This is a genomic window from Mesorhizobium sp. M7A.F.Ca.MR.176.00.0.0, from assembly GCF_004023165.1.
GTDB lineage: Bacteria > Pseudomonadota > Alphaproteobacteria > Rhizobiales > Rhizobiaceae > Mesorhizobium.
In genome coordinates this window covers 21,061-37,155 of record NZ_RZTC01000021.1, presented here as the reverse complement: position 1 = coordinate 37,155, position 16,095 = coordinate 21,061, and the positions used below count along the sequence as shown (strand labels likewise).

The 16,095-nt window shown below is 61.3% G+C and carries 14 protein-coding genes; 8 read left to right on the top strand and 6 right to left on the bottom strand.

All coding sequences use genetic code 11. The features are described 5' to 3' along the window. Positions 1-125: 125 nt before the first annotated feature. From EOB59_RS09940 to EOB59_RS09925, 4 genes are all read left to right on the top strand, one after another. Entirely contained in the window at positions 126-1,352 is a 1,227-nt protein-coding gene (locus EOB59_RS09940; RefSeq protein WP_127810961.1) for an ROK family transcriptional regulator, read from the top strand. Continuing rightward, positions 1,352-1,798 (top strand): RbsD/FucU domain-containing protein, encoded by a 447-nt coding sequence (locus tag EOB59_RS09935; RefSeq protein ID WP_127396452.1) that lies wholly within the window; start codon positions 1,352-1,354, stop codon positions 1,796-1,798. The genes EOB59_RS09940 and EOB59_RS09935 overlap by 1 nt, the downstream gene beginning before the upstream one ends. Further along, positions 1,795-2,718, top strand: a complete 924-nt coding sequence (locus tag EOB59_RS09930; RefSeq protein WP_127810962.1) for a carbohydrate kinase — start codon at positions 1,795-1,797, stop codon at positions 2,716-2,718. The genes EOB59_RS09935 and EOB59_RS09930 overlap by 4 nt, the downstream gene beginning before the upstream one ends. Positions 2,719-2,965: 247 nt before the next feature. Further along, on the top strand, positions 2,966-4,108 hold the full coding sequence (locus tag EOB59_RS09925; protein WP_127810963.1) for a DegT/DnrJ/EryC1/StrS aminotransferase family protein: 1,143 nt from the start codon (positions 2,966-2,968) through the stop codon (positions 4,106-4,108). A gap of 15 nt (positions 4,109-4,123) precedes the next feature. Here EOB59_RS09925 and cysQ read toward each other — a convergent pair whose 3' ends face one another. Genes cysQ through cysD form a run of 3 tightly spaced genes read right to left on the bottom strand, consistent with a single transcriptional unit; the run spans position 4,124 to position 7,768 of the window. Further along, positions 4,124-4,912 carry a 3'(2'),5'-bisphosphate nucleotidase CysQ gene (gene cysQ / locus EOB59_RS09920; protein ID WP_164874015.1) on the bottom strand — a complete coding sequence of 263 codons (789 nt, stop codon included), beginning with the start codon at positions 4,910-4,912 and terminating at the stop codon, positions 4,124-4,126. A gap of 10 nt (positions 4,913-4,922) precedes the next feature. Then, positions 4,923-6,860, bottom strand: a complete 1,938-nt coding sequence (cysN, locus tag EOB59_RS09915) for a sulfate adenylyltransferase subunit CysN (protein WP_164873879.1) — start codon at positions 6,858-6,860, stop codon at positions 4,923-4,925. Between the two features lie 2 nt (positions 6,861-6,862). Next, positions 6,863-7,768: a sulfate adenylyltransferase subunit CysD gene (gene cysD / locus EOB59_RS09910; protein WP_027035869.1), complete on the bottom strand. Its 906-nt coding sequence runs from the start codon at positions 7,766-7,768 to the stop codon at positions 6,863-6,865. Positions 7,769-8,249: 481 nt separating this feature from the next. On the opposite strand from cysD, the gene EOB59_RS09905 reads away from it, so the two are divergent. Together EOB59_RS09905 and EOB59_RS09900 are read left to right on the top strand one after the other, a co-directional pair. Beyond that, positions 8,250-9,575: an O-antigen ligase gene (locus tag EOB59_RS09905; RefSeq protein WP_127397110.1), complete on the top strand. Its 1,326-nt coding sequence runs from the start codon at positions 8,250-8,252 to the stop codon at positions 9,573-9,575. Next, positions 9,572-10,507 (top strand): NAD-dependent epimerase/dehydratase family protein, encoded by a 936-nt coding sequence (locus tag EOB59_RS09900; RefSeq protein ID WP_127397108.1) that lies wholly within the window; start codon positions 9,572-9,574, stop codon positions 10,505-10,507. The genes EOB59_RS09905 and EOB59_RS09900 overlap by 4 nt, the downstream gene beginning before the upstream one ends. Before the next feature lie 52 nt (positions 10,508-10,559). On the opposite strand, the gene EOB59_RS09895 is transcribed toward EOB59_RS09900, so the two are convergent. The 3 genes from EOB59_RS09895 to EOB59_RS09885 all read right to left on the bottom strand — a co-directional run bounded on the left by EOB59_RS09895 (position 10,560) and on the right by EOB59_RS09885 (position 14,181). Then, a complete protein-coding gene (locus EOB59_RS09895; RefSeq protein WP_128288270.1) occupies positions 10,560-11,102 on the bottom strand; it encodes a sugar transferase in 543 nt (180 codons plus the stop codon). A 122-nt stretch (positions 11,103-11,224) separates the two neighbouring features. Further along, positions 11,225-12,160 carry a glycosyltransferase family 2 protein gene (locus EOB59_RS09890; RefSeq protein WP_127320325.1) on the bottom strand — a complete coding sequence of 312 codons (936 nt, stop codon included), beginning with the start codon at positions 12,158-12,160 and terminating at the stop codon, positions 11,225-11,227. Positions 12,161-12,192: 32 nt separating this feature from the next. Then, entirely contained in the window at positions 12,193-14,181 is a 1,989-nt protein-coding gene (locus tag EOB59_RS09885; RefSeq protein WP_164873880.1) for a nucleoside-diphosphate sugar epimerase/dehydratase, read from the bottom strand. 411 nt (positions 14,182-14,592) lie between these two features. On the opposite strand from EOB59_RS09885, the gene EOB59_RS09880 reads away from it, so the two are divergent. Together EOB59_RS09880 and EOB59_RS09875 are read left to right on the top strand one after the other, a co-directional pair. Then, entirely contained in the window at positions 14,593-15,384 is a 792-nt protein-coding gene (locus EOB59_RS09880) for an ABC transporter permease (protein WP_128288269.1), read from the top strand. 134 nt (positions 15,385-15,518) lie between these two features. Further along, on the top strand, positions 15,519-16,091 hold the full coding sequence (locus EOB59_RS09875; protein ID WP_245486580.1) for an ATP-binding cassette domain-containing protein: 573 nt from the start codon (positions 15,519-15,521) through the stop codon (positions 16,089-16,091). The last annotated feature ends 4 nt before the right edge of the window (positions 16,092-16,095 follow it).

Genomic DNA, 16,095 nt, shown 5'->3' with positions numbered 1-16,095 from the left:
CCTCAACAGACACCAGGCCGAAGCTTCTGTCAATAATTAAATCACTCTTATTTATTATTGACAGCCTTGCTTCATTCACCCATTCTGGCCCAAAAGCATTGAGGGGAAACGACGGGAGGAACAGGGTGGAAACCGCCATTGCGAGGCACGGTTCGCCCGAGGTGAATGACAGCCTCATTCACCGCGGCACCAACCAGAGCGGCATGCGCGACCACAATGAGCGGTTGGTGCTCTCGTTGGTGCGCCAGCACGGCAGCCTGGCGAAATCCGACATCGCCCGCATGACCGGGCTTTCGGCGCAGACGGTTTCGGTCATCATGCGCGAGCTGGAGGAAGAAAGCCTTCTGCTGCGCCAGGCGCCGTTGCGCGGCAAGATCGGCCAACCCTCCATCCCGATGGCGCTCAATCCCGAAGGCGCTTTCTTCATCGGTCTCAAGATCGGCCGCCGCAGCGCCGAACTGGTGCTGATCGATTTCCTTGGCCATGTCCGTTCGATGCTGCAGCATTCCTATCGCTACCCGGCGCCGCGCGAGACAGTAGACTTCGTCAGCAACGGCATGCGGCAGATGCGCGGCGAGCTGACGCCTGCACAGGACAAGCGCATCGCCGGGCTCGGCATCGCCATGCCGTTCGAATTGTGGAACTGGGCCGATACCGCCGGCGCCCCGCGCGACGTCATGGACGAATGGCGCCACCGCGACATCAGGGCCGACATCCAGGCGCAATGCGATTTTCCGGTCTATTTGCAGAACGATGCGACTTCGGCCTGCGGCGCCGAGCTCGTCTTCGGCCAGGCGGGTGCCGCGCGTGACTTCGTCTATTTTTACATCGGCGCCTTTGCCGGCGGCGGAATCGTGCTGAATGGCCGGCTGTTTGGCGGCCCGACCGGCAATGCCGGCGCGCTGGGTTCGATGCCCGTACCCGGACCGGACGGCAAACCGGCCCAGCTGATCGACGTGGCGTCCATCGCCATGCTCGAAAAGGCGCTCAATGCGCGCGGCGTCGAGGCCTCGCATCTGTGGACATCGCCGGAAGACTGGGGCGAGATCGGCTCCGAACTCGACGACTGGATCGCCAGTGCCTCGCAAGCCCTTGCCTACGCCATCGTCGCCGCATCCTCGGTCATCGATTTCGAAGCGGCGGTGATCGACGGCTGGATGCCGAAGGCGGTGCGCCGCCGGCTGGTCGACGCCATCATCGCGGCAATCGCCACGATCGACGGCGAAGGCCTGAAGCTGCCCGCCGTTCGCGAGGGAACCGTCGGCATTCACGCCCGGGCGCTCGGCGGCGCCAGCCTGCCCCTTTCCGAACGCTTCCTGATCGGCTCGACGACGATTTCCAGGAGCGCCTGATGCTGATCGGAATCCCGGCGCTGCTCGGTCCGGAGCTTCTGGCCACGTTGCGTGCCATGGGCCATGGCGACGAAATCGCCCTTGTCGACGGAAACTATCCGGCCGAACAACAGGCCACCCGGCTGGTGCGAGCCGACGGGCACCATCTCATCCCGGTGCTCGACGCGATCTTGAGCGTGCTGCCGGTAGACGACGCCGTTCCAGAGGCGCTGTTTCGCGCCTCTGTCAAAGGCGATCCCTCGCTTGCCGATCCTGTCCACCATGAGATCGAGGCGATCTGCGCCAAACGCGCGCCGGACCGCAAGGTGGTTGCGCTGGCCGGCGCCGACTTCTATGCACGGGTCAAATCGGCGCATGCCATCGTCGCGACCAGCGAGCCGCGGCTCTACGCCAACATCATCATACGCAAGGGCGTGATCCATCCGCCGGAGACCAGGAAGCCATGATCCTCTGCTGCGGCGAAGCCCTGATCGACATGCTGCCGCGCACGACGACAGCGGGTGAGCCGGCCTTTGCGCCTTATGTCGGCGGCGCGGTGTTCAACACGGCGATCGCGCTTGGCCGGCTCGGCGCGCCGGCAGGCTTCTTTTCGGGCCTGTCGTCGGATCTGTTCGGCGGCCAGTTCCGGGATGCGCTGGGGGCAAGCAAGGTCAGCTCCACCTATGCGCACACCTCACCACGGCCAACGACGCTGGCCTTCGTCAAGCTCACCAACGGCCAGGCGACCTACACTTTCTATGACGAGAACACCGCCGGCCGCATGCTGACCGTCGACGACCTGCCGCAGCTTGGCAGCGAGATCGAAGCCATGCTGTTTGGTGCCATCAGCCTGATTTCGGAGCCCGCCGGCAGTGCCTATGAGGAGTTCATGCGGCGCGAGCATGAAAGTCGAGTGATGATGCTCGATCCCAACATCCGGCCGAACTTCATACCGGACAAGGCCAAGCACCTCAGGCGCATTCGCGCGATGATGGCGATGGCCGACATCGTGAAATTGTCGGACGAAGACCTGAACTGGTTCGGCGAAGCCGGCTCGCACGAGGATGTCATCCGCAACTGGCTGGACCGAGGCCCGAAGCTGATCGTCGTCACCCATGGCAGCGAAGGCGCCGTCGGCTATACCAGGGAACATGCCGTCACCGTCATGCCGGAAAAGGTCGAGGTGGTCGACACGGTCGGCGCCGGCGATACCTTCAACGCCGGCATCCTCGCCTCCTTGCATGAGCAGGGCCTGCTGACCAAGGCGGCGATTTCCGCCTTGTCGAAAGACGCCATCCACAAGGCGCTGGCGCTCGGCGCGAAGGCGGCGGCAGTGACCGTGTCGCGGGCCGGCGCCAATCCACCCTGGCGACATGAAATCGCCTGAGCAACGCTCAACATAAGTTGAGCCCAATCGATCACTTTATGTTTCGCAGGGCTCTTTTACAGGGCTATAAGGGCGGGATGGCGCCCGACGAAGCCCGGATTTCCGGCATCTGACTGACATTCGCCGGGAAATACTGGTAACGGACTGCGACACTTGGGCAATTTGGGCTCCGCCTGCCCGGCTTTCTCGGCAAGCGCAACTCTGGTACCAGCGGCCGATTATCTGGCTAACCCGTTTTGAGGCCGACATGCAGTTCATCGATCTTGGCGCGCAGCGCGAACGAATCCGCGACCGGCTGAAGGCCGCGATCGACCGTGTCGTCGACGAAGGCCGTTATATTCTTGGCCCGCAAGTCACCGAATTCGAGAACAAGCTCGCCGCCTATATCGGCACCAAGCATGTCGTGGCCTGCGCCAACGGCACCGATGCACTGCTGTTGCCGCTGTTTGCGGCCGGCGTCGGCCCGGGCGACGCCGTGTTCGTGCCGAGCTTCACTTTCGCCGCCACCGCCGAAGTGGTGGCGCTGGCCAAGGCCGAGCCGGTGTTCGTCGATGTCGACCCACATACCTACAACATCGACATTGCCAGCCTCGAAGCGGCCATTGCCATGATCAACAAGGAAGGAAGGCTGAAGCCGAAGGCAATCATTCCCGTCGATCTGTTTGGCCTTGCCGCCGACTACGAGGCGATCATGGCGATCGCCAGCCGAGAAGGGCTGATGGTGATCGAGGATGCCGCCCAGTCGATGGGCGGTTCGCTCGACGGCAAGATGTGCGGTGCTTTCGGCCATGTCGGATCGACCAGCTTCTATCCGGCCAAGCCGCTTGGCTGCTACGGCGACGGCGGCGCGATGTTCACCAATGACGATGCGCTGGCCGAGCAGCTTCGCTCCTTCGCCTTCCATGGCAAGGGCGAGACGCAGTACGACAATGTCCGCGTCGGCATCAATTCACGCCTCGACACGATCCAGGCGGCGATCCTGATCGAGAAGCTGGCAATCCTCGAAGACGAGATGGTCGCCCGCCAGGTGGTGGCAAAGCGCTATGCCGAAGGGCTTGGCGACATCGTCACCGCCGCCCGCAATCTGGACGGCAGCCGTTCGGCCTGGGCGCAATACGCCATCGAGACGCCCAAGCGCGACGGGCTGAGGGCGCATCTCGGCGAAAAGGGCATTCCGTCTGTCATTTACTACGTGAAGCCGCTGCATGCCCAGGTCGCTTATCGCGACTACCCGCGCACGCCGACCGGCCTTGCCGTATCGGAAGACCTGCCGAAGCGGATCCTGTGCCTGCCCATGCACCCTTATCTCAGCGAAGCCGACCAGGACCGCATCATCGAGACGATCCGCAACTATATCGGCTCGAATTCGGCGCAGGCCGCGGCAGAGTAAGCTGCCGAGCCTTTCTCAGCCGGGGCCCGCCGCCCTGCCGCTGGCAATGAAATGCGGATTGGCAAAATCCTCGTCGTCGCTTTGCCTGCGCTTGCCATAGACCAGAGGTTGGCCGTCCAGCGTGCGCGTCATGCCGCCGGCGGCGCGCAGGATGGCGTCGCCCGCCGCTGTGTCCCATTCCATGGTGCGGCCGAAGCGCGGATAGACATCAGCCTCGGCACTGGCGAGAAGGCAGAACTTCAAGGACGAACCGACCGAAACGATTTCGGCGGCACCGAGGTCGCGAATATAGGCCTCGGTTTCCGGTGTGTTGTGAGACCGACTGGCGACGACGGCCAGCGGCGTCGCGGCCGCTCTCGCCGCGATCGGCCGGCGGCCGACGATCTGGTAATCGCCATCGATTTCGAGTGATTCCGCCCTGCCCGGCAGGCCGGAAAAGAAGCGGCCCGTGCAGGGCGCAAAGACGACGCCGACTTCCGGCACGCCATCGCGGACCAGCGCGATGTTGACGGTGAAATCGGTGCGGCGGTTAACGAACTCCTTGGTCCCATCGAGCGGATCGATCAGAAAAAAAGCCCCGTCCAGATCGGGCGGCACGATGCCGGCGGAAGCTTCTTCCTCGGCCACGCAGGGGATATCGGGAAATGCGGCACGCAGTCCGGCGAGAATGATCTTTTCGCTCTCGCGGTCCGCCTCGGTCACCGGCGAGGCGTCGGACTTACGGTCAACCGCACAGCCGGCGTGGAACACACGCATCACCTCGCGCCCGGCCGACAAGGCCAGGCGCTCGAAGATTTCAAGCATCAGCCTGTCGTCAGATGCCGCCGCCGCTATCGTATTGGTCTTCGGCAATGTCGCGCTCGTTCAGCCAGTGTTCCAGGGCGTCGACCATCTCTTCGGCCGACTTGCCGAGTGTCCGAAGATGGACCTCCGGGGTTTCCGGCGCTTCATAAGGGGAATCGACGCCGGTGAAATTCTTGATCTCGCCATTCAGCGCGCGCGCGTAGAGGCCCTTCGGATCACGCCGGGCGCATTCCTCGAAAGGCGTATCGACATACACCTCGACGAATTCGCCGTCGGCCATCAATTCACGTGCCATGCGCCGCTCGGCGCTGAAGGGCGAAATGAACGAAACAATGACGATCAATCCGGCATCGGCCATCAAACGCGCCACTTCAGCAACGCGGCGGATGTTCTCGACGCGATCGGCGTCGGTGAAGCCAAGATCGCGGTTGAGACCGTGACGGACGTTGTCGCCGTCCAGGATATAAGTGTGGCGGCCGGTGGCGAACAGCTTCTTTTCGAACAGGTTGGCGATGGTCGACTTGCCGGAACCCGACAGCCCGGTGAACCAGAACACGGCGGGCCGCTGGTTCTTCATGTCGGCGCGCACGCGCTTGCCGACATCGAGCGACTGCCAATGGATGTTTTCGGCGCGGCGCAACGAGTGCAGGATCATGCCGGCGCCGACCGTGGCGCTGGAGATGCGGTCGATCAGGATGAAGGCGCCGGTGGTGCGGTTTTCGGCGAAGGGATCGAAGGCGATCGGCGTCCGCGTCGAAATGTTGCAGATGCCGACTTCGTTCATGTCGAGCGACTTTGCCGCTTCATGGGCAAAGTCATTGACGTTGATCCGATATTTCAGGTCGGTGACGGTGGCGCTGGTCTGGTCGGTCTCGGTGCGCAGGATGTAAGAGCGGCCTGGCAGCAACGCATGCTCGTCGAACCAGACGATGTTGGCGGCGAACTGGTCGGCGACTTGCGGCCGTGCGGCAGGCGAAACCAGCATGTTGCCGCGCGAGATTTCGACTTCGTCATCGAGGACGAGCGTGACGGCCTGGCCGGCGGCCGCCTGGGCGAGATCGCCGCCATACGAGACGATCCGCTTGACGCGCGAGGATTTGCCGGACTTGGCGACAACGACCTCGTCGCCGGGCGCAACCGAGCCGGAGGCGACCGTGCCGGCAAAGCCGCGAAAGTCGAGATTGGGACGGTTGACATACTGGACAGGGAAACGAAACGGCAGTTCGACCATCGCTTCGTCGACCGACACGGTTTCGAGATGCTCGATCAGCGTCGGACCGGAATACCATTCCATGCTTTCCGACCGGCGGCTGACATTGTCGCCATAACGGGCCGACATCGGGATCGGCACAATGGTCTGGAAGCCGAGATCGCGCGAGAATTGCCCGTAGTCTTCGACGATCCGGTCGAAAACCGCCTGATCGAAATCGACAAGATCGATCTTGTTGACGGCCAGCACGACGTGGCGGATGCCGAGCAGCGAGGCGATGATCGAATGCCGCCTTGTCTGGCGAAGCACACCCTGCCGGGCATCGATCAGCACGATCGCCAGGTCGGCGGTCGAGGCGCCGGTGGCCATGTTGCGGGTGTATTGCTCGTGGCCAGGTGTGTCGGCAACGATGAATTTGCGTTTCGGCGTGGCGAAGAAGCGGTAAGCGACGTCGATGGTGATACCTTGCTCGCGCTCGGCCTCCAGACCGTCGACCAGCAGCGCGAAATCGATGTCGTCGCCCGTCGTGCCATGCTTGCGCGAATCGCGTTCGAGCGCGGCGAGCTGGTCCTCGAAAATCTGCTTGGTGTCGGACAGCAGGCGCCCGATCAGCGTCGACTTGCCGTCATCGACCGAGCCGCAGGTCAGGAAGCGCAGCAGCGACTTCTTCTCCTGCGCAGCCAGATAGTCGCGAACGCCGTCGGTGGGAGCGAGGCTCTTTGCCATGATGTGGCGCATGGTCAAAAGTACCCCTCGCGCTTCTTCTTTTCCATCGAGCCGGCTTCATCGCGGTCGATCAGGCGACCCTGCCGTTCGGACGTCCGTGCCGTCAGCATTTCGCCGACGATGGCTTCCAGCGTGTCGGCATCCGATTCGATGGCGCCGGTCAGCGGATAGCAGCCAAGCGTGCGGAACCGCACCAGCCTGTTCTCCACCGTCTCGCCGGGGCGCAGTTTCATGCGCTCGTCGTCCCGCAGGATCAGCATGCCGTCGCGTTCCACCACCGGTCGTTCCTTGGCGAAATAGAGCGGCACGATCGGGATACTTTCCTGCAGGATGTACTGCCAGATATCGAGTTCGGTCCAGTTCGACAGCGGAAAGACGCGGATCGATTCACCCGATGCGATGCGGGTGTTGAATATCTTCCACATTTCGGGGCGCTGGTTCTTCGGATCCCACACATGCTGGGCGTTGCGGAAGGAAAAGATGCGCTCCTTGGCGCGCGATTTCTCCTCGTCGCGACGAGCGCCGCCAAAGGCCGCATCGAAACCGTATTTGTCGAGCGCCTGGCGCAGCGCCACGGTCTTCATGACATGGGTGTGGGTGTTCGAACCATGGTCGAACGGATTGATGTTGTCGCGCACGCCGTCTTCATTGACATGAACCAGGAGATCGAAGCCGAGTTTCTGCGCCATCTGATCGCGAAAGGCGATCATCTCGCGGAACTTCCACGTCGTGTCGACGTGAAGAAAGGGGAACGGCGGCTTGGCGGGATAAAACGCCTTCATCGCCAGATGCATCAACACGGATGAATCCTTGCCAACCGAATAGAGCATGACCGGCTTGGCAAAAGCGGCCGCAACCTCACGGAATATATGGATGGACTCGGCTTCAAGCCGCTGAAGATGCGTAAGCGCTGTTGTCATGGGCCGTGGGCGTTCTTTCGTATCTTCCAACAGAAGACCTTGCCTCAAATCATCGAGCTCTTCGCGCCCGGTTCGAGCCTTGTTTCTGGACGTTCTTTCTCGTGCCGGCGTTCTAGCAGATCGCCATTGTCAAGAACAATGCTGGACTGACCCGGCCGCACATGGTTCGAGAATGAATTTTCCACAGATGCCGGCAAATCCGGAAATTCCTGCCTGCAAGCTCAACGGCCCAGAAAACGCGGGGAAAATATTGCTTGAATGGATCAGCTGCGGCTTTCAAGGGACTTCCTCTGGTCGGCCCGCGCCTGCCGCCGCTTTTCGGTGGCAATCTGCCCTATACACTATCGAAAATGGGGGGCAGCCGCTATACCAGCCTCGGGAAGTGGGCAAGTGCATCATGGGCAATTTCGAGGCGAGCGCATTAAACTTCGCCAAACAAGATCCGCCGCATGAAACTAGCCGAAGACAGCGAGCCCGAAAATTGACCCGGCTTTCATCCCTGAGACAGCAATTCACGCCTTCGCGGATCAACAACTACTTCTCCATCCTTTGCTTCTTTTTTCCACCGGTTCTGGGATCGGTGGTCAGCTTTGTATTCAATGGCGGAGGCCTTTCGTCAGTCCTGCTGACTGCTTTACGGAAAAGGCGCTTCAACGCCGACCGGGCCATGATCTGGATGACGGTCGCGATCTATGCCTACTGCGCCTCCAATCTCCTGGCGTCCATCGTCAACAATTCGTTCGCCCGGGATGCGCCACATCTTATCCCGCTCGTCACCTTCCTGTTTTTTCCCGTGTCCTATTCGACCTGGAGCATCACTCAGAAAACCACGCTTACCCGCATCATCGTGCTTTCCAGCATGGCCGCCTGTTTTGCCGCGCTGCTCATGGCCGTCATCCAGCAATATTGGATTGGCGTCAGGGCCGAGGGTGGAGCCGGAAATCCGATCGTCTTCGCAACCGTGGTGTGCCTTGCCGTGGTGATGTGTGTGGCTGGCGCCTTGTCCGGTGTTGAGCAAGCCCGGACACCCCTCTTCTACGCGGCACTGGCAGGGACGATCGCCGTCATCTATTCCGGCTCGCGTATCGTCTGGCTGGCACTGCTGATCGCCGGCATCGCCGTCATGCTGATCAACCGGCACAGGCTCAGAGGCAGGAATGCCGTTCGCCTGCTGCTGCTGCTGGCAGCGGTCGGCGTCGTGATCGCCGCTTCCAGCTTCCAGGCGATATCCGGGCGGGTCGATTTTTTGCGCTCCGATTGGGGTGCGCTTGGGGCTGGCGGCAATTACGACACCTCGTTGGGAATACGTGTTGCGCTTTGGGAGATCGGCCTCAAAGCATTCCATGACATGCCACTGTTCGGGCACGGTGTGGGTGCAACCCAGCATCTGATCAAGCAGGGCTTTCATGAGCAGTTCGCGATGGACACAGGCTTCAACCATTTTCACAACGGCTTCCTGACCGCCCTGGTGCAAGCGGGAATTCTGGGTGCCGTGACGCTGGCGGCGATCTTTATCGTTGCCGCTGGAAATGCCGCCCGGGTCTTGCGAAACAGCAACGATCCGAGCGAGCGGTTCGGCGCGACCATGATTGTTGTCGTGGTGATCACCTATCTGACGGCCGGAATGACAGGCATCCTGATCGGCCATGACATTCTGGACTCGGTGCTGATGGTCTTCCTGGTGAGCGGAACATATCTCGCCTCCGGACGCCATGTTCCTTTGTTGGAAGAGCAGGCACTTGCACCAGTGATGGAAGAGCGAGCACTTCCATCAGCCACCAAAGAGCTGTTTCGGGTAAGGCCATGAAGGTTCTGGTCACGGGCGCGACAGGTTTCATCGGGCGCCTTGTCGTGCGCCACCTTCGCGAAGCCGGTGCCGAGCTTCGCCTCGCCTCCCGCCATCCCGAGAGGCTTGGTTCGGAGAACGAGACTGTGCCGATGCCCGGCTTCGATGCGCCGGCCGCCGCCTTCCTGGAACTGACCCGGCATATGACTGACGTCGTCCATTGCGCCGGCCTCAACAATGATCAGGGAAATGCAACCGAAGCCGATTACCAAGCGGCCAATGTGGAACTGAGCGCAAGGCTGGCGCATGCCGCGGCCGCCCAGATAAGCGGACGTTTCATCCATCTCTCCTCGATCCGAGCGGTGATCGGCGCGCACGTCAGCGCAACGATCGACGAGGACACGCTTCCTGCCCCACAATGCGCCTATGGACGCTCGAAGCGCGAAGGCGAGATCAAGGTTTTGGACGCCTACGCGTTACACGGCCGCTCGGACGCCGCCGTGTTGCGCCTGCCTCCGGTTTATGGAAGCGGCATGAGGGGGAATCTGGCAACGCTGATGCGCCTTGCCGATACGCCGCTGCCGCTGCCGACGGGTGCCTTGACCGGAATCCGCTCGCTGATGTCTTCCGAGGCCGCGGTGCGAGCAGTGTCGCACCTGCTCAGCCATTCCGGACCGCTTCGCCCGATCTATGTCGGCGCAGATGTGCCGCCGGTCGCCGTCGAGGCCATCATCGCCGCCTTTCGCAGAGGTTTGGGGCGGCGTGAGCGCCTGATGGCTGTGCCGGCCGGTCTGATACGGCCGGTCGTGGCCGCGCTCGGCAGGCGGGCGTTCTGGGACAGCCTGACCGCGACACAGATATGCGACCCCGCCCTGCTGGTATCGCAGGGGTGGACGCCTGAAGCCCGCACGGTCGAGCGGCTGGCCGAGCTGGCGCGGCTCGGTAGATCCTGACTTTCTTGCTTGACCATGATCTTTCCCAAAAACCGGCTTCCACTTTTTGGGATCATGGTCTGCGGTAGAGCGTTCCAAACAGTATCCGAAGATCGAGCCAGAACGACGCAGTGCGGAGGTAGGCAGCATCCGTTTCGGCCAAAAGCTCCGGGTTCGACATGTCGATGCACCTGATCTGGGCCAGGCCGGTTATGCCCGGCAGCGCCGCCAAAACCCCCAGCCGCCTGCGACACTCGATCAACTCGCTTTGGGTCGGCAGGCAGGGGCGCGGCCCGACCAGGCTCATTTCGCCCTTCAGGACATTCCAGAATTGCGGCAGCTCGTCGAGCTTGAACTTCCGTAGGACCTTCCCGACCGATGTCACGGAATCCGCCGGCGCCTCATGCGAGGGTAGTGACGGCGTCCCGACATACATCGTGCGCAACTTGTGGCAGCGAAAAAGCCGACCGTCACGGCCGACCCGCACCTGTGAAAAAATAGCCGGGCCCGGCGACGATGCCCGAACGGCAAGGACGGTGAGCGCCAAGACAGGAGATGTGGCCACCAGCAGCAGAGCCGCACCGGCAATATCGAAGATTTGCTTGGCTGTCTTCATGAACGGCCGATAGTGCTCCCTGCCGAAGTCCCGAGGCAACGCCGCAGGCCAATGCCGTCAATCCGGTCGACGTAGCATGAGCCGATCTCTTGACCAAGCGCGCCACGCAGCCGTCGCAATGTTCAGATGCGCCCCAGGATGAAGGCGAGATAGAGCCCAATGTTTCCGGAAACGGTCTGCCGATAGACGCCGCTTTGGCGCAAGCCTGCCAAGCGGCGGGAAAGGCCACCGTTGCGCCCGCGGATGAAAAGGTCGAGGCACGCCGTCGCGTCCTCGGTCAGGAGATCGCGATTGACGGCGAGACCGTCGAGGTTGAGGTCCGTCCAGCCGGCGAATTCCCCCTTGAACAGGCGGCCAAGCCGAGAGAACCTTGCTTTCCAGGACACGTTGGCGCCGACCAGGTTTGCCGCGTGCTGCCGGTAGCGCACCAGCGGTCGCGGATCGTAGCGGACGATGCCGGCGGCGGCGGTCACTATGAGATAGGCCCACCAGTCATGGCTGACGAACCCGGTCCGCGTGGAGGCCCTGGCCAGCAGGTCGCGTGCCGCGGCGTTGAGCAGGATTGTGTTGCCGCCGGCGATGCTTTGCACAAGCGCATTGCGAAAGGATGGCGGCCGGGCAAACAGCGGCGAATGGCCGACAAGGCTTCCTGTTTCCGTCATGGTTGCGGTTCGCGAACAAAACATCAGCGGGGTTTTCGCATCCTGGGTCCGCATCCAGCTGATAGCGCTCTCCAGCCTGTCGGTCTCCCAGATATCGTCCTGGTCGCAGAAGGCATAGCAGTCCGCCTCGATGCGTCGGTCGACGATCATGGAGCGGAAATTGGCGGCGAAGCCTTGCCGCGGCCCCTCTACCAGCGTCATCCGCCCCTTGGGCCGCCAGCGGGATTTCCATGTCTCGATGATGGCGGTCGTGCCATCGGTGGAGCCATCGTCTGAAATCCACAAGTCGACCAGAGGGTGCGACTGCTCGAGCAGGGACTGCAGCTGCTCCTCGATGAAGGCGGCGCCGTCTTTCGTGCCCATCAGGACCGCGATGCGCAGATCATCTTTGCTCACGAGCAAGATCGCTTTCTGAATTCTGAACGGGCCTAGCTCGCCTGCCCCGCCGTTTTCGGGATCGCGTCTTGACGTGCACTTGCCCTGGCCTTCTTGGCGCGGTCGAGACCTGCCAATGCGGCGAGCGCGCCAGCCTTGTCCTGGTTTTTCGCCGACTGCTGCAGGGCCGTGAGCGCGACCTGGACATCCGACCATTCCACGACGTCCGTGCTGAGGCCGAAAACCTTCGAGATGCCGAGTTCGACGAGTTCCTCGTCTTCGCCATGCAGCGTTTCGTGAAGTTTTTCGCCCGGCCTGATGCCGGTGAACCGGATCGCGATGTCCTTGTATGGGCTCTTTCCGGACAAGCGGATCATCGTTTCGGCCACTTCAAGAATCGGCACCGGCTTGCCCATGTCGAGCATATAGACGGCGTAATCGTGTCCGCTCTGCCGCGACGCGGCATCGGCCGCCGACATGATGACGAGATCGACGGCTTCGGCCACGGTCATGAAATAGCGCGTCATGCGTCGGTCGGTGATGGTGACGGGTCCCCCAGCCTCGATCTGCGCCTGGAATATGGTCGCCACCGAACCATTGCTGCCGAAGACATTGCCGAACCGCACTGCAATGAACTTGGTGGCCGGGAGGCGCCCGCCCGTCTCGCCTGCCGGCGTGCCGTGCAAGGCACTGATGATCTGTTCGGCGGCCCGCTTCGTCATGCCAAGCACCGATGAGGGATCCACCGCCTTGTCGCTCGATATCAGGACAAATTGCGCAACCCCGCACTTGGCGGCAACCTCGGCGCAGACGAGCGTTCCGAAAATGTTGGTTTGAATGGCCGAATCCCAGTTCTCCTCGAGCAGCGGCACGTGCTTGAGCGCCGCGGCGTGAAAGATGATGTCCGGCCGGAATTCCGTGACGACACGCGTTATCTGGCGCCGGTCGGAGACATCGACGATGCGGACCTTGAGTCGGTCATGGTCCTTCTCGTCAACATACTGGCTCAGCTGGAAGATGCCGAATTCGGAGTTGTCAGCGACCAGCACCGCCTCGGCTCCCAGTTCCAGCGACCGCTTGACCAGCGTCTGGCCGATAGAACCGGCACCGCCGGTTACCAGAACGCGTTTGCCGCTGACAAAGGCGCCGATGCGCTGGATGTCGGACGCGACCGCCGGACGGCGCAGGATCGTTTCCATCTCGACGGTGTCGAGAACCAGCTTTCCGTGTTGTTCCAACTCCGAAAGGCCTGAGAACTGCACCACATTTATGTCGCCGTGCCGGGCAATGCGCACGAGTTCCGAATAGTCCTCGATTTCGTGCTCGGCGCCGCTGCCGAAAATCAGCAAGTCCAGGCTTTTGGTGCCGGTCGCATAGTCTTCCAGGACATCGATCAGGCGCGGCATGGTCGCCACCACGGGAACACCTTGAATCCGCGTGCCCAACGGGGCGCCGCGCTCGGTCGCCATGATGCCTGCGATGGAATAGTCCGCCGGTTGCGCCGTGCGCGTGAAGCGGATGATCAGGTCGGCCTCGCCGAGCCGGCCGACGAACAGAGCGCGCTTGGCCTGCCTGATGTCGGTCTTGCGGCTCAGAATCCCCCAGCTCGCGCCGTCACGCAGGAAGCGGTAGAACAGCCGGGGTGCCGATATGATCGTGAAGGAGACGAGGAAGAAGACGATGAACTGACGCTCGTTGAGCCCCGCCACCGGCCGGTAAAACCGCAGCAGCAGCGACGCCACATAAAGAGTGAACGTCAAGATCGCGCAGCTCTTCAGGATGTTGAAAAAGTCCGGCGTCGAGGCGAAGCGCCAGACGGTGGTGTAGAGGCCACTGTAGCGGAACAGCAAATGACTGATGACGACGATGCCCGCCCATGTCGCCAGACCCTCCTTGGAGAGCGCGTCGAACGAAAGATTAGACCGCGAAAGCACGAGGCTGAGCGCCACGGCGACCAGGACCATGACCACGTCCTGGACCATGATGAAGACGCGCCGCATCTGTGGCCTGAGCCCGAATACTGATTCGAGGTAAGAATTCATTGGACGGCACTAGACTCCAGGCTCAAGGGGATCGACACCAGCGAAGTGCGAACACGAAGATACTTCGCGACCAATCCACCTTAAGTGCCATCCCCGGCCCCCGCCGTGGTGTATCGCATACTGCGGGGCGGAGGGCATAGCTAGAGGTTTTTTCGAGAAGAGGCGTCCAGTGGAGAACATGGATCATGCTGGGGCGATTGCCGCAAAGGAAACATTATCAAGAGCTAATAGATAAGTCACACAGCATCAGCATGCGTTCAGTTTTGCCGCAGTTGACTCTGCTCCCCACCGCGTTACGACGCAATGCGTTGCCATATGCCCATCGAAATGGCTATTAGAGACGGGCTTGGTGGTTCGCTATGGCCAGCGAAGAATAATGCGCCAGAATAACGGATTGCGATACTCCCAGCTATGATTGCGGCACTAAACGGCGCTTTTGACGATATCTCAAAGGCCATGAGATTACACCGGGTCTGGATCGCGCTTGCCCACGAGGACATCGGCGACCAGCACAGACGCACGACGCTCGGCCCGCTTTGGATGCTGGTCAATTATTTCGCTTTCGTCGGCACTTTTGTCTTTGTTTTCGTGACCACCGACGCCAGCAACCCAAGCTATATAGCCTATGTAGCCATCGGCATGCTGGTCTGGTTCTATCTCACCGAGACCATCACCATGAGCGTGTCGCTCTTCCAGCGAGAAGCGAGCTTCATTCAAGGCACAACGCTGCCGCTGTTCGTCTATGTGATGCGATTGACGATGCAATGCATCATCAGGGCTGCTTATTCGTTGGCGGGTTGCGTTCTTGTTCTGCTGCTGGGCGGTTACGGGATCAGCGCGAATTGGCTGCTGTCGCTGCTGGGTCTACTGCTCATCATCTTGGCAACGCCTGCATTCGTAACGGTTTTTGCGTTCTTGGGCGCCTTCTTTCCCGATAGTGAGTTCATCGTCGGGAATCTGATGCGGGTCGGCATGTTCTTCACGCCGGTGTTCTGGGTCTATAGCGGTCAGGGAGGCGTCCAAAAATATGCCTATCATTGGAATCCTTTCACCTATTTCCTGGAGGGCGTGCGTGAGCCGATCACGGCCGGCATATTTCCGACGCATGCGTTGGCCGTGGCTGGTTACATCAGTCTCGGCCTATGGGCTCTTGCGTTGCTGTTGTTGGGCCGTTATCGCAAACGCATCGTTTTCCTGATCTGAGTTCCATGACATCCATCCAACTGAACAATGTCAGCCTCGTTTATCGTCTGTTCGAAAAATTGACACTTTCGGCGCCTGGCCGGCGTCGCAGCGCTCTTGGCGGCAACATAGCCAAGTCGGGCACCAAGCAGGTCGTGCAGGCGCTCGACGATGTCAGCTTCGAACTCAAGGCAGGCGACCGGTTGGGCCTTGTCGGCCCGAATGGTGCCGGCAAGACAACGCTGCTCAAGGTTCTATATGGAATCTATCAGCCGTCGGGTGGCACGATATCGATCGCGGGCAAGGTCGATGCCCTGTTCAACATCAACATAGGGTTTCGCCCGGAGGCCACCGGGCGCAGGAACATCGTGCTGAGAGGATTGATCAGCGGCTGGACGGCGACCGAGATCGAAGAGAAGATGGAAGAAATAATCGATTTCAGCGAACTGGGTGACTTCATCGACCTGCCGTTCAAGGCGTACAGCCAGGGCATGGCGGCGCGCCTGGCATTTGCGGCGGCGACCACGCTCGAGCCCGAAATTCTGCTGATGGATGAATGGATTGGCGCCGGCGACGCATCGTTCCAGGAAAAAGCCAAACAACGGATGAACGAACTGGCGGAAAAGGCCGGCATCATCGTATTGGCCAGCCACGACGAAGCGCTCATCGAGCGCGTTTGCACGAAGAAAATGACGCTTCGGGCTGGACGGATCGAGTCCCTGGTTTAAAAGC

Bases quoted from the DNA above. Each gene is read 5' to 3' on its own strand.
- EOB59_RS09935 (WP_127396452.1), top strand. From the start codon at position 1,352: ATGCTGATCGGAATCCCGGCGCTGCTCGGTCCGGAGCTTCTGGCCACG.
- EOB59_RS09930 (WP_127810962.1), top strand. From the start codon at position 1,795: ATGATCCTCTGCTGCGGCGAAGCCCTGATCGACATGCTGCCGCGCACG.
- EOB59_RS09925 (WP_127810963.1), top strand. From the start codon at position 2,966: ATGCAGTTCATCGATCTTGGCGCGCAGCGCGAACGAATCCGCGACCGG.
- cysQ (WP_164874015.1), bottom strand. From the start codon at position 4,912: ATGCTTGAAATCTTCGAGCGCCTGGCCTTGTCGGCCGGGCGCGAGGTG.
- cysN (WP_164873879.1), bottom strand. From the start codon at position 6,860: ATGCGCCACATCATGGCAAAGAGCCTCGCTCCCACCGACGGCGTTCGC.
- cysD (WP_027035869.1), bottom strand. From the start codon at position 7,768: ATGACAACAGCGCTTACGCATCTTCAGCGGCTTGAAGCCGAGTCCATC.
- EOB59_RS09900 (WP_127397108.1), top strand. From the start codon at position 9,572: ATGAAGGTTCTGGTCACGGGCGCGACAGGTTTCATCGGGCGCCTTGTC.
- EOB59_RS09895 (WP_128288270.1), bottom strand. From the start codon at position 11,102: ATGAAGACAGCCAAGCAAATCTTCGATATTGCCGGTGCGGCTCTGCTG.
- EOB59_RS09885 (WP_164873880.1), bottom strand. From the start codon at position 14,181: ATGAATTCTTACCTCGAATCAGTATTCGGGCTCAGGCCACAGATGCGG.
- EOB59_RS09880 (WP_128288269.1), top strand. From the start codon at position 14,593: ATGATTGCGGCACTAAACGGCGCTTTTGACGATATCTCAAAGGCCATG.